This window comes from Chryseobacterium sp. S90, from assembly GCF_047444895.1.
Lineage (GTDB): Bacteria > Bacteroidota > Bacteroidia > Flavobacteriales > Weeksellaceae > Chryseobacterium.
Window position 1 is genome coordinate 191,372 of record NZ_JBLGCX010000004.1, and the last position, 12,784, is coordinate 204,155.

Consider the following 12,784-nt stretch of genomic DNA (forward strand, 5'->3'; position numbering starts at 1 on the left):
ATTTCATTCGTTTGTTTTTCAGACTGTTAAATGTGATGTTAATTATAGTCTAAAAGCTTATTTTATTCTTTAAAAATTCTAATTTTGTAGAGATATTTACTGTACAATTGTCATGTATGCACTCGTAGATTGTAATAACTTTTTTGTTTCCTGTGAAAGGACTTTAGATCCGGATCTTGAGGGCAAACCCGTTGTGGTTCTTTCCAACAACGATGGGTGCGTTGTATCCAGAAGTAAAGAGGCAAAAGATCTGGGAATTCCTATGGCAGCTCCGGCATTCAAGTACAAGGAGCTTTTTCAACAACATGATGTAAAAAGTTTTTCTGCAAAATTTGAACTCTATAACTATAAAAGCCAGCAGGTCATCAATATTGCCAAATCCTATGTTCTTGATCATGAAGTCTACAGTATTGATGAGCTTTTTCTTGATTTGACAGGATTTAAATACATTGATATGTATGAATATTGTCTTAAGATCAGAAATGAGATTAATGAGAAAGAAAATATTCCGGTAAGTATCGGAATTGCTCCCACTAAGACTTTATGTAAAGTAGCAAATAGAATTGTAAAAGATTTTCCGGATAATTTTAGTGGAGTTTATATTCTGGATACTCCTGAAAAAATTGAAAAGGCATTGAAATGGCTTAATATCGGAGATGTTTGGGGAATCGGAAGAAGGCTGGCCGTCAAAATGAATGACAATGGTGTTTATAAAGCCTGGGATCTTCTTCAGAAACCTGAAATATGGGTTCGGAAGATTATGGGAATTCATGGAGTAAGAATGATCAATGAACTGAAGGGGATTCGTCAGCTGGAGCTGGATTCTCCTTCGCCTAAAAAATCCATAGCTGTTACCCGAAGTTTTATGCAGATGCTTACGAAAAAAGAAGAAGTAAGAGAAAGGGTAGAAACTTTTGGAATGTATTGTTCAGAGAGATTAAGAAAGCAGAATACCTGTTGTAAAATGATTACTGTTTTTGTGCAGACCAATCGTTTTAGGAAAGATCTGCCTGAATACAGAAATGCAATGACCCGGATTCTTTCCAATCCTACCAATTCATCAATTTTAATAGGAAGAGTGGTGAATGAACTTTTTGAAGCCATTTACAGAGACGGGTTTCATTACAAAAGAGCAGGAGTTATGGTGAATGATTTTGTTCCCGAAGATCAGAGACAGATCGGTCTTTTTGAAGAAGATATACAAAACCAGCACCTTCCCGTGATGAGAGCTATGGATGCCATGAACAGGAAATATGGTAAGGATAAAGTGCGTCTTGGTAGTATGAGCGGTGAGAATACCTTCGGACGTGCAAAGCTATCTCCGGAGTATGAGGCTTTCCTGAAAAAAAATACCTTGCCGGAAGCTAATTTCAGATTTCATTAAAGCTATTCCTCATTCAAAAATTCTGCTTATTTTTCGTCTTTCTTTCTGAATGAAAAATAAAACGACTGAAATCAATAATTTATTAAAGCAATTGTCCCGGGAAAATTTTTTCGGATATGAGATAGTTGATTATTGGGATGGCGATATTACAGCTTTAGGATTACAGAAAGAAAATATTGTTGTCTATATTTCAAATTTCACTATCCTAAAAGTAATTACTATGACATCATTATTGAAGAATTCGAGACAGGTAAAATATTGAAATCAGGAGAAAATAAATCCTATGGTGAACTTATTCATGACCTTCAATCTTTTTTCTAAATAGGTTTTCGGAATAATAATTTTCTTTAAAAAGTAAAAATCCTATAAAAATTTCCCAAAAAATAGGACGGTAGTTTTATTTTAAATAGTAAAATTCCGTATTTTGACAATGTAAAGTAAAGGCTTATTTGATTTGTTATCAGTTGGTTATGTGTTTTTGGTCTAAGGGCAGCTATTGTATGCGATGTGCTTTTGCATTTATCTTTGACCGAGAATTGTACACGTTTAAAAACCACAGATCAAATGAAAAATCTAAGTATTTGGATGAAGGGAATACTGATTTCCTTGTGCTTTACAATAAGTTACTCAAAAGCGCAGGTTGGTATTAATACCTCAAACCCTCAAACCACTTTCCATGTGGATGGGGCAAAAGATAATCCGACATCCGGAGTTCCTTCCGCGGCCCAAGCAGCCAACGATGTCGTCATAACTTCCACAGGAGAAATAGGAATCGGAACATTATCTCCTGCTGTTAAGATAGATGCACGATCAGCAGTTAACACAGATAATTCAATCGGAATAGGAGAGACCAGCCAGGCTGCCTCATCAGCAGGTGGAGGTGCTGTAAGATATAATCCGCTGAATGGCGGAAAGATGCAATACTCAGATGGTATTGTATGGCAGGATCTTATTTCTTCTCCTACCAAAGCTGTAGTGGTAGCCAATCTTCAGGCAGCGAATTTCGCCGTTAAAGTTCCCTATCAGGTTTCTACGGGTATTACCGGATGGACGGAAATCTCTGATCCAACAGCAAACTTCACTCCCGGAACAGGTATTTTTACAGCACCAAGAACCGGAGTGTATCTTGTCTCTTTTACCTATGATTTCGTAAGAATCCCTATTGCCTCAGGCTATTTCTCGGAAGCGAGATATGTCGTGAACGGAAGCAATACTGTTAAGAAATGTGTGAAATCTTTCTCGAATAATTCTAAACAGGCACAAGTTGCAGGTTCTTGTGTTGCCGGAGTTCAGCTGAATAAAGGCGACACTCTTCAGCCTTATATCTACCAGTTTGTTTATAATGGCAATCTAAGTTTAAGAACAGATCTTACTTCTGCAAGTAATGATTATGGCTTTGTAAACCTTTCTATTTTAGAACAATAACACATTTGATATGAGAAAAAAATTAAAACTGGCTTTATTCATTTGCTGCGGTATGTGGATGAACGCTCAGATAGGAATCAATATGTCTGCCCCGGAAGGAACGGTGCATATAGATGGACAGAAAAATACAAATGTCTCAATACCTTCCAGTTATTATGATGATGTAGTTATTACTCCCGCCGGAAATGTAGGAGCAGGAACAAAATCCCCCAAAACCAGACTGGACCTTAGATCCAATGAACGTTTAAATGCAATCGGAATTGGAGGAACTTCACAGTCTGCTTCTGCAGCAAAGGCCGGAGCGTTGAGGTATAACTCAGGAACTCAGGATCTGAGCTATTCTAACGGAACTTCATGGATTACACTGGCTCATAAAATATCCAATGATTTTGTAGACGCAGAAAACTCTTCGGTACAAAGCTTTACTGATGGTGTGCAGACCGCTGTTACCGGCTGGACTAAAAAAACGGATGTGAATAGCAGCTTTAATGCTGGCACAGGAACCTTTACTGCTTCAAAAACAGGAGTGTATATTGTATCCTTTACCTTTTCATTAGCATCGGGAAGTATTGCGAATGATTCAAGATATGAAACTTTAATCCAAACCAATTCAACATCTTCCACTACCAATAAGGTGTTCAAATGTGTAGGAAGTTACCCCGGAACCAATACCATTGGAAACCGTGTTGCAGGGAACTGTTCAGGAATTTTTAACCTGAATCAAGGGGATAATATTACCGTAAGTCTGAATCAGAAACTGGGAAGTTCAAAAACTTTGGATACTGATGCTACACTTACTTCTTTAAGTATTTTCGGATTATAAAAAGAAAGATGATGAAAAAAAATTGTTTACTGATTTTAATGACTTTAAGCTTCCAGTGTGTTTTTTCACAGATTGGAATCAATACTCCAAATCCACAGGGTATCCTGCATACTGATGGACAAAAAGATAATCCGGTTTCAGGACCGACATTTACCCCGGCCCAGCAGAGTAATGATATTCTTGTGAACAGCACCGGAAAAATAGGAGTGGGAACGCTCGTCCCGGTTACGAAAGTTGATGCCAGAAATTCCGGAAACGGAGCCATTGGCTTTGGAGCTTCTTCACTCACTGCACTTGCCGCTGATGAAGGAGCAATACGTTATAACAATGGAGTGGAATATTCTAATGGAAATGAATGGCTTCCTTTGCTCACCGCACAACCCACAAATAATAAAGTAATCGTTATTGCAGCCAAAACCAATAATAATGTAAAACTGGCAACTCCGTCTATTCCGACAATTACTGCAGGATTACAGAACAGAGCAAGTAACTATCTTGTAGACTGGAGTAAAACTTTTGAAAGTAATTCCGGCACGAGTTTTAATGCTGCCACTGGTATTTTTACTGCACCCCGCAATGGAATTTATGTAGCTTCTTTCACGACGGATCTTGCTCCATTAGCAATTAATTATACTACGGATCCTTTAAATCCTATTCAGATAGAAGCGATCTGGCAGCTTTATGACAATACAACGGGGTTAGCGGTTACCAATATTGTAAATACGGTAAAATGTGTTAATACAATGTCTTCAAACAGTGTAGGAAATATTGATGCAGGAAGTAACTGTACCGCCTCATTTTACATGACAGCAGGGCAGAGACTGATGCCTTACATCTGGTTTAATTTAAATAATTCAATCGTTGCCAATTTTTCATTAAATAACACCGGCGGCTATAATAACTTGACAATAGCAGAACAGTAGTCAGGAGATTTCATCCAGTGTTTTGATAAATGCAGACGGATGCAGCCCTGTGATCTTCTTGAATTCAAGAGAAAAAGCACTGTGAGAAGAATATCCCGTGATTTCAGAAAGGTGATTAATCTTGTACTTTCTGTACTGCGGTTCGTTTTTTAGTTGGTTGACAATATAATTGATCCTCAGGTGATTAATGTATTGATTGAAATTGAATTTCTTATGTTTCTTAATAACCGCTGAAAGATATTTTGTGTTGATATTCAGGGTGTTTGCAAGATTATAACGTGAAATATTTTTGTTGTTAAACTCAAGGTTTTCTTCAAATATTTTTAATCCGTGTAATATGTTTTCCTCTACTTCCGGTGAAATTTTTATTTCTGTGGGAGTAGAGGTATTTTTATTTTGGATATCATCAGAAACTTCCTGAGGGTCTTCTTCATAAACCACCGGAGAAATACCTTCTTTGTAAATTTTGGCAACAGCTTCTTTATGCTTTTTGCGGAGACGAATGCTGTTAAAAATGACAATCCCTAAAACAATGATTAAGCCAAGACACACTATAATAAGCCCCTTCGAAATGGAATGGCTCTTATTGAGCTGCTGATCAAAACTTTCCTCTTTTTTGGATAAGGTTTTGTTGACCGCCATTGCTTTGTTGTAAGCGATACTGTCTTTTAATTTAAGATTTTCAAGTTTATATTTCTCCGTATTCGGTTCATCATGAAGCTGAGTGTAGGCTTCCTCAAGGTTTTTCGTGATCTCAATCTTTTTTTCATTGAAGCCATACTGATCTACAATAGCTAGTGCTTTCTGATAATAAATCACAGCACTGTCCGGCTTATTCTGTTTCGATAATGAGAACCCAATATCATTCAGAATATTAGACTGCAGATAATGATTGTTTTCTCTTACTAAAGAAAGGGCTTTTACGAAATAGTATTTAGCCTCTTTAAATTTTTTTACTTCCGATAAATTATATCCCATATTGGTATAAGCGGAGATCAGCAGTTCGTTTCGCCGGGCTGTATTTTTAAGCTTCTGAAATTCCTGAATGGCATTTTTAGAATACAACTCTTTTTCTTTATACTGATTCTTATTGAGAAGGATCAAAAAAGAATTAAAGATCATTCCTTTCAGCTCATGCCCTTCCTCTGTATTGTTATTTTTTACTTCAGACAGGGCATTGCGAAGACTTGTAGAAGATTCTTTAAGCAATCCGAGCTTTGCATATTGGGTTCCCTGCATTCTGTAAGCCAGAGCTTTCCCGATAGCATAATCATTTTGGGTAGATATTTTAAGGGCTTTATCTGCAAAGTCAAGACTTTTCTCAGCATCAGATTTTAAATAACTGTTGAATGATTTTAAATAATAAGCTTTAGCAAGAAATTCAGGGAGATTTCTTCTCTGCGCTGAATCTATAATCTTATTCAGAACGATTTCCGAACTGTCCGGATTCCTGGATGAAAGAGTACGGGCATATTTATACTGTCTCTCAAAATCAATTGCCTGAGAGAATGTAGAAACCGAAATAATAAGGAAGAAAAAGAGAATAATTTTTTTCTTCATTGTGTTTTTTTTGTGTTTATTTTTTTTGGTATTTCCAGTTACGGCCTTTACCTTCCGCTATCCATTCCAAAGACTGTTCCAATCTTTTATTTCTGGTAGCTTCTGTTTTGGCTTCTGTAACCCATGCAATATACTCTTTTCTGAATGATGGTGCAGCCTTTTTAAAAATATCCGAAGCCTTTGGATGAGCATGTAAAGCAGACTGAAAATAGTCAGGAACTTCCATTTCTGTCTTAGAAGGTGAGGCTTTCTTCATTGTGACACCCATATCCGTAAGCTCCATGGCTTCTTTTATTGCTTTCTTCAGCTGAGGTTTGGAGGGAAGATCTTCCATTCCTGTTATTTTTCCTAAGCTGAACATTGAATTCTTCTCAATATTCTGAGTTATCTCCTGCATGGTTTTCATTTCCTTTTCCAACCAGAATCCAAAAGTACAGTGTTGTTTGAAGGAAGCCATAGCACACAGGTTTTTTCCTTTATAGATAAAATGAGGAAAACTCCATTTCATGGTTTCTTCAGCATCAGGGCAGAATTCATGAACCGTTTCACGGATATAATGCAGGATAGGCTTAGCAAAATCCTGTGATTTTTCAATATAGGTATCTATTTTAGGACTGTATTTTTCCATAGCATTTATTGGAATAATTGTACAATTTCATTCACGAGGTATTTTACCTGATCAGGTCTTCCTCTGTCATTTTTAGGGTTGTTGGAGTAACTTCCGGTTTTTATAATAACGATATTGTGCTCCGGAACCATAATAATATACTGTCCCTGTAATCCCAGGAAATAATAATGTTTGATAGGGTTGTCATGATTGATCCAAAGCCCCATTCCATAAATGTTTTCAGACTTTTCTGTTGGAGTTCTCATCTGTTCAATAAAGTCAGCATTGAGAATCTGCTGATCCCCGGCTTTTCCATCATTCAGAAACAGCTGCCCGAGTTTAGCAAAATCTCTTGCATTGGAATGAATGCAGCAATAAGCTTTCTCCATGCCATAGTCGTCTGTGCTCCATTTCGCATTCTGTTCCATTCCCAAAGGGATCCAGAATTTTTCTGATAAATAGCTCGATAATGGTTTATTCAGAGCTTTTCTGAGGGCAAAACCAAGAAGTTGCGTAGAGCCGCTTTGATATTCAAATCTTGTCCCCGGTTCTTCTTTAAATTTTCTTGAGAATACAGCTTTTACAAGACTTTTCCCATAATAAGCCTTAGCATTGGGTAAAAACGGATTATTGTAATTTTCATCCCAGTCCAGCCCGGATTCCATTTGAGCCAGATTTTTAAGGGTTACCTGATTTCCGAATGTTTTATTTTTAAATTCCGTATAAAAATCAGAGAATTTTTCATCAATATTAGAGATAATGCCTTCTTCCAATGCTTTTCCCAGCAACATGACAGTCACTGCTTTTGCCATCGAAAAAGAATTGGTCTGTGAAAGTTGATTATACCCTTCCCAATATTGCTCATGAAGAATTTTTCCATTCTTTATTACGACAAAAGCAGCTGTTCTGGAGTGTTTTAAATTGTCAACTAAATGTTTAGGCAAATCCTTTTTGTTGTAATCCGGATCTTCTTCCCAGAGTATGGGTTCTTCTGTGGCAATGGGATTGCTTGGGAAAAGATTTCCGTCATCAATAGATGCACTTGATTTTCCTTTAAGATAGGTTTTGGAAATACCACTAAATAAATAATCATATCCCAGAAAATAAGCGGCTGCCGCACCAGCTACCGCTCCGCCTATCATGTACTTTAGTATTCTCATTTTTTGATGAATGGTCTTTAACAAATTTAGAATAATTTGGCTATAAAATTTAAAATGAATGAGCAAATAAGTTATTTTTGTTCTTATTGATGAAAACTATGACCAGAAAACTTATTGTATTGGGGTACTCCCTATTTTCAATCATGGGAATGGCCCAGATTTATAAACCGATAGACACTGCAGATTATATACAGAGGAAAGCCTTTTTAAAGAGTTTTGAAGGAAATAATGAAGCCACTGTAAAGAAATTAAAATCTCAGTATTCCGGGAAAACAGGCTCAGAATTATCCAAAATCTATAAAGAATTCGGAACAGATTTTCAAAAGCAGGTGAAGAACAAGGATTTTATCTTTAAATCTGAATTTGAAGCCAGCATACAGTCTATGATTCAGCGTCTTAAAAAGAACAATCCAACCATTCCTCAGGATTTGAAAATTCTGATCGCAAAAGACAATACTCCCAATGCTTACTGTCTTGCTGACGGAACGTTTGTAATCAATATGGGGCTTTACAGCTGGCTCAATAATGAGGAGCAGATTGCAGCCGTGATTTCCCATGAACTGGGACATAAAATAGAGGAACATTCCCTGAAAACCTTTTTAAAAATTATCGAACAGGATAAATTGGATAAAGTATTGGTTGAGAATATCAAATCAACTACCACAAGCCGAAGCCATAGTCAGAATCAGAAAGCTTTCGATATCTTTAAAAATACAGTGTATAAAAAAGGTGTGGAAAAAAGACAAAGCGAAATGCAGGCAGATTCTTTGGGATATGTCATTTTCAAAAACAGCGATTTTAAGAAAGCAGAATTTGTAAATGCGCTTCAAAGATTGCAGGATTTTGATACCATTTCACCTAGAGCACTGAAGATGGAAACCTATAAAAAACTTTTTAATCTTCCAAAGCAGGCGTTTAACGAAAAATGGATGAAGAAGGAAGACTTTTCACTGTACAATTATAATTTCTACAAAGAAAAACTGAATAAAGATTCCCTCGCATCACATCCTGAAGTGTCCAGAAGAATTGAGATGCTAAAAAAAACGTTTACAGAACTTAAAAGTCCAATTGCTCCGGAAAAACCTTCGGATCTGTTTGTAACATTAAAAAAAACAGCAAGAATGGAAATTTTACCCAACTATTTCCACTCAGAAGATTATGGGCAGGGGATTTATGCGGCTATGCAGTTTCTGCAGGATGAAGAGGAAGAAAAATATTATAAAAGCTGGCTGGGAAGATGCTTTTCCAAAATATATGAAGCCAGAAAAAACTATAATCTGAACCGGTATCTGGATAGAATTGAACCTAAGAATCAAAGTGAAAGCTATCAGCAATTCCTGAACTTTATGTGGAACCTAAGTCTTGATGAAATAAAAAATATTGCAGACTATTATCAGGCGAATGAAGCCATAGCAAAGGCAAACTGAGTTTATTATCAATGATTAAAATATCAATAGGAACGGGCTTTAGCCCGTTGTAAAATAATAAAAATTCCACTGGCTTTAGCCAAAACGTAAAAGAAGAATCCTGATGACACATCAGGATTCTTCTTTTATACTAATAATTTAATTTCTCCAAACGGATTTTATTAAACTTTTCTTTTTCGTTATACTCTCTAAGAAGAATATAGCCCTCTTTTCCTACATAAGGAGTTACCGCATAATTGTCTTTTTCAGAAATAGGAATGATCTCCTGTTTGAATTTTCCGTCAATAATGGTATTGATGAACAAATTCCATCTTTTCTGTTTTGTTACTTCATCTTTCTGATAGTCGCGGTAGAAAAATACTACGTCTTTTCCTCCGTTGAGGTATTGAGAAAACAGATAATCACTGTTTACCCATTTTGATTTTTCTTTTTCAAAGACCTGTACATTTTTCACTTTGAAATCTTTGTCTGTGTAGATGTAAACAAGGTCTGTGGTTTTGGGAGCATTATACTGTCCTGCAGGTTTATATTTTTCAGACAGGATTCCTACACTTCCGTCATTCATAAAATACATGTCTTTGGTCTGAAGCATATATCCGTTTTCTACCATTCCGTTTTTATTCACTTTTGGAAGGAAAGCTGAGATATTCGGCTCATAATTGATTGTTTTAGTATCCGCCGTAAAGTTTTTCTTATCCACCATCATTCTTGCAAACCCTACTGATTCGGAATCATCATAGTTTCTTCCCAGCAAAACGACTTTATCATCAAAATTTTTGTCATTGTCAAGCTTTCTGTAATTGGAGTAGAAGGATTCAATATTGTCTATGGTATCATCAGATAACCCGGTTACCGGCTTATTGGAAGTTTCTTTTCCGGTTTTCATATCAAGAACAAGAAGACTGAATGTTTTCTGTTTTTCATTCACTTTCTTCATGATGCAGTACATGTAGTTTTCATCTCTTTCCAGAACAGATAGGGTAGAATAAATTTTCTTGCTTCCGTCAGTATTGTATTTATACCTCCAAACCTCTTTCTTGTTTTCATCAAATTTCATGAGGCTGTTGTTATTTTCATACTTTCCGTAATCTTTATACTCTACGGCAAAATAACCGCCTTCTTTTAGTTCACCTACGGCAGAAACGTAGTTGTACCCTTTGTCTTTTTTCTCATCACGATTTTCCTTACGCTGTTCTTTCCAGCTCTTCGGTTCGTTGATTTCTTTGAAAGTACCGTTTTCCAGATAGTCATAATATATTTTTCTGGTAATAGAATTTGTCTTCGGATCAATCACCATAGAAACAGGAGTAAATACTTCTCGGCTTTTTACCAAAGAATAATCCATCATTGACGGTTTTAAGATAATCTGTCCTTTAAAATCAACATATCCTAAATAAGATGCAGCAGTGATATCACCTTCAAACTCTTTATTGGCAACAGGGTTGAGGTTTTTGTCTAATATTACATACTCAAACTTTTTGGTCTTATCACCGGATTTTCCGTAAGAATATAGAGAAACATAGCCGTAAAGATTGTCTTTATCATCGAATAGAGCATTCATTCCCACGTGATCCCCGGCGGCAAGTGTTGTCAGATCCTGGGTTTGGGAAAATGCAAATGTCTGGATCAGTCCAAACACTATCAGTGTTATTTTTTTCATGGTTAAAATTTGAGGGATAAAAGTAATAAATTAACCCTTATGTTGATAAAAATAAAAAAGCCCTGAAACCAGGGCTTTTAAATTATAATTGAGAAAGTAAATTTCTGAAGTTCGTTTTTTCGTCGATGATTCGTCTCAACTCTGAAACAGGAACTCTTTCCTGCTGCATCGTATCTCTGTCTCTGATGGTTACTGTATGATCTGTCAAAGAGTCGTGGTCAATAGTAATACAGTATGGAGTACCGATAGCATCCTGTCTTCTGTAACGTTTTCCAATCGCATCCTTCTCTTCGTAGAATAAGTTGAAGTCATACTTCAGATCATTGAAGATTTTTTCTGCATATTCTGCTAAACCATCTTTCTTCATCAATGGAAGAATAGCCGCTTTAATTGGCGCTAATGCCGGAGGTAAAGATAAAACCGTTCTTTCTGAACCGTCTTCCAATACTTCATCTTTTAAGCAGTGAGAGAAAATGGATAGGAATAATCTGTCTAAACCTACTGAAGTTTCCACTACATAAGGAACATAGTTTTCGTTTCTTTCAGGATCAAAGAACTGAAGTTTTCTTCCTGAGAATTCTTCATGCGCCTTTAAGTCGAAATCTGTTCTTGAGTGAATACCTTCCAGCTCTTTAAATCCGAATGGGAAGTTAAACTCAATATCAGCCGCAGCATTCGCGTAGTGAGCCAATTTCTCATGATCGTGGAATCTGTAGTTGTCATTTCCAAGACCTAAAGCTCTGTGCCAGTTCAGACGTTTTTGTTTCCACTGCTCATAGAACTCAAGCTCTGTTCCCGGAGCAACGAAGAACTGCATTTCCATCTGTTCGAATTCACGCATTCTGAAGATAAACTGTCTTGCAACAATTTCATTTCTGAATGCCTTACCAATCTGTGCAATACCGAAAGGAAGCTTATGACGTGAAGTTTTCTGTACATTCAGGAAGTTAACGAAGATCCCCTGAGCCGTTTCAGGTCTAAGGTAAAGATCCATTGCACTTTCTGCAGAAGCTCCCAGCTTTGTTCCGAACATCAGATTGAACTGTCTTACTTCTGTCCAGTTTTTAGAACCAGTATCAGGATCTGCAATCTCAAGCTCTTCAATCAAAGCTTTTACATCAGCAAGATCTTCATTTTCCAGAGATTTTGCCAGTCTTGAAAGAATAGCCTCTCTTTTTGCTCTGTATTCCAGAATTTTTGGATTTGTGGCAACAAACTGATCTTTATCAAAAGCATCCCCGAATCTTTTCGCCGCTTTTTCAATTTCTTTGTTCTCTTTATCTTCAATTTTAGCGCAGTAGTCTTCCACCAAAACGTCTGCTCTGAAACGTTTCTTAGAATCTTTATTATCAATCAATGGATCGTTGAAAGCGTCTACGTGGCCTGATGCCTTCCATGTTGTCGGGTGCATCAAAATCGCCGAATCAATACCCACAATATTTTCGTTAAGCTGTACCATAGCTTTCCACCAGTATTGTTTGATATTATTTTTAAGTTCGGCTCCGTTCTGTCCATAATCATACACAGCGGATAAACCATCATAGATCTCACTTGATGGGAAAATAAAACCATATTCTTTAGCGTGAGAAATCACTTTCTTGAAAACATCTTCTTGCTTTGCCATAATTTTTTTACGTCTGAGATGCAAAAATAGCAATTTGGATCCAAAATCATGAGATTCAATAAAAAAAGCAGTTAATAAACAGACAAATATTTACAATTTAATTTTTCAGAAGCCGGGAACCTGCTTTCCACTATATCTTTTGCTTTGCAAAAGGATGCCGTTACAATCAGGGCTAGATCAATCGAAAATTT

The 12,784-nt window shown here is 36.6% G+C and carries 10 protein-coding genes; 5 read left to right on the top strand and 5 right to left on the bottom strand.

The window, feature by feature from the left end; all coding sequences use genetic code 11:
* The first annotated feature begins 112 nt into the window (after positions 1-112).
* The 4 genes from ACLMCG_RS12945 (at position 113) to ACLMCG_RS12960 (ending at position 4,555) form a co-directional block, all read left to right on the top strand.
* Positions 113-1,384, top strand: a complete 1,272-nt coding sequence (locus ACLMCG_RS12945) for a DUF4113 domain-containing protein (protein ID WP_413959834.1) — start codon at positions 113-115, stop codon at positions 1,382-1,384.
* 564 nt (positions 1,385-1,948) lie between these two features.
* A complete protein-coding gene (locus ACLMCG_RS12950; protein ID WP_413959835.1) occupies positions 1,949-2,809 on the top strand; it encodes a hypothetical protein in 861 nt (286 codons plus the stop codon).
* A gap of 10 nt (positions 2,810-2,819) precedes the next feature.
* Complete coding sequence (locus ACLMCG_RS12955; RefSeq protein ID WP_413959836.1) at positions 2,820-3,632, top strand: hypothetical protein; 813 nt, start codon at positions 2,820-2,822, stop codon at positions 3,630-3,632.
* Positions 3,633-3,643: 11 nt separating this feature from the next.
* A complete protein-coding gene (locus ACLMCG_RS12960) occupies positions 3,644-4,555 on the top strand; it encodes a hypothetical protein (protein ID WP_413959837.1) in 912 nt (303 codons plus the stop codon).
* On the opposite strand, the gene ACLMCG_RS12965 is transcribed toward ACLMCG_RS12960, so the two are convergent.
* Genes ACLMCG_RS12965 through ACLMCG_RS12975 form a run of 3 tightly spaced genes read right to left on the bottom strand, consistent with a single transcriptional unit; the run spans position 4,556 to position 7,882 of the window.
* The gene (locus ACLMCG_RS12965; protein ID WP_413959838.1) at positions 4,556-6,115 is read right to left on the bottom strand and encodes a tetratricopeptide repeat protein; all 1,560 of its coding nucleotides are present in this window, start codon (positions 6,113-6,115) and stop codon (positions 4,556-4,558) included.
* 16 nt (positions 6,116-6,131) lie between these two features.
* The gene (locus ACLMCG_RS12970) at positions 6,132-6,743 is read right to left on the bottom strand and encodes a YdeI/OmpD-associated family protein (RefSeq protein ID WP_413959839.1); all 612 of its coding nucleotides are present in this window, start codon (positions 6,741-6,743) and stop codon (positions 6,132-6,134) included.
* Between the two features lie 5 nt (positions 6,744-6,748).
* Positions 6,749-7,882 carry a serine hydrolase domain-containing protein gene (locus ACLMCG_RS12975; RefSeq protein ID WP_413959840.1) on the bottom strand — a complete coding sequence of 378 codons (1,134 nt, stop codon included), beginning with the start codon at positions 7,880-7,882 and terminating at the stop codon, positions 6,749-6,751.
* 98 nt (positions 7,883-7,980) lie between these two features.
* Between ACLMCG_RS12975 and ACLMCG_RS12980 the strand changes: the two genes are divergently transcribed.
* Entirely contained in the window at positions 7,981-9,309 is a 1,329-nt protein-coding gene (locus tag ACLMCG_RS12980) for a M48 family metalloprotease (protein ID WP_413959841.1), read from the top strand.
* A 130-nt stretch (positions 9,310-9,439) separates the two neighbouring features.
* Here the strand turns inward: ACLMCG_RS12980 and ACLMCG_RS12985 are convergent, their stop codons facing one another.
* The gene (locus tag ACLMCG_RS12985) at positions 9,440-10,969 is read right to left on the bottom strand and encodes a hypothetical protein (protein ID WP_413959842.1); all 1,530 of its coding nucleotides are present in this window, start codon (positions 10,967-10,969) and stop codon (positions 9,440-9,442) included.
* Positions 10,970-11,051: 82 nt separating this feature from the next.
* On the bottom strand, positions 11,052-12,593 hold the full coding sequence (locus ACLMCG_RS12990; protein ID WP_413959843.1) for a glycine--tRNA ligase: 1,542 nt from the start codon (positions 12,591-12,593) through the stop codon (positions 11,052-11,054).
* Positions 12,594-12,784: the final 191 nt, after the last annotated feature.

Coding starts and splice junctions, on each gene's coding strand:
- ACLMCG_RS12945 (WP_413959834.1), top strand. CDS start 113: ATGTATGCACTCGTAGATTGTAATAACTTTTTTGTTTCCTGTGAAAGG.
- ACLMCG_RS12950 (WP_413959835.1), top strand. CDS start 1,949: ATGAAAAATCTAAGTATTTGGATGAAGGGAATACTGATTTCCTTGTGC.
- ACLMCG_RS12955 (WP_413959836.1), top strand. CDS start 2,820: ATGAGAAAAAAATTAAAACTGGCTTTATTCATTTGCTGCGGTATGTGG.
- ACLMCG_RS12960 (WP_413959837.1), top strand. CDS start 3,644: ATGAAAAAAAATTGTTTACTGATTTTAATGACTTTAAGCTTCCAGTGT.
- ACLMCG_RS12965 (WP_413959838.1), bottom strand. CDS start 6,115: ATGAAGAAAAAAATTATTCTCTTTTTCTTCCTTATTATTTCGGTTTCT.
- ACLMCG_RS12970 (WP_413959839.1), bottom strand. CDS start 6,743: ATGGAAAAATACAGTCCTAAAATAGATACCTATATTGAAAAATCACAG.
- ACLMCG_RS12975 (WP_413959840.1), bottom strand. CDS start 7,882: ATGAGAATACTAAAGTACATGATAGGCGGAGCGGTAGCTGGTGCGGCA.
- ACLMCG_RS12980 (WP_413959841.1), top strand. CDS start 7,981: ATGACCAGAAAACTTATTGTATTGGGGTACTCCCTATTTTCAATCATG.
- ACLMCG_RS12985 (WP_413959842.1), bottom strand. CDS start 10,969: ATGAAAAAAATAACACTGATAGTGTTTGGACTGATCCAGACATTTGCA.
- ACLMCG_RS12990 (WP_413959843.1), bottom strand. CDS start 12,593: ATGGCAAAGCAAGAAGATGTTTTCAAGAAAGTGATTTCTCACGCTAAA.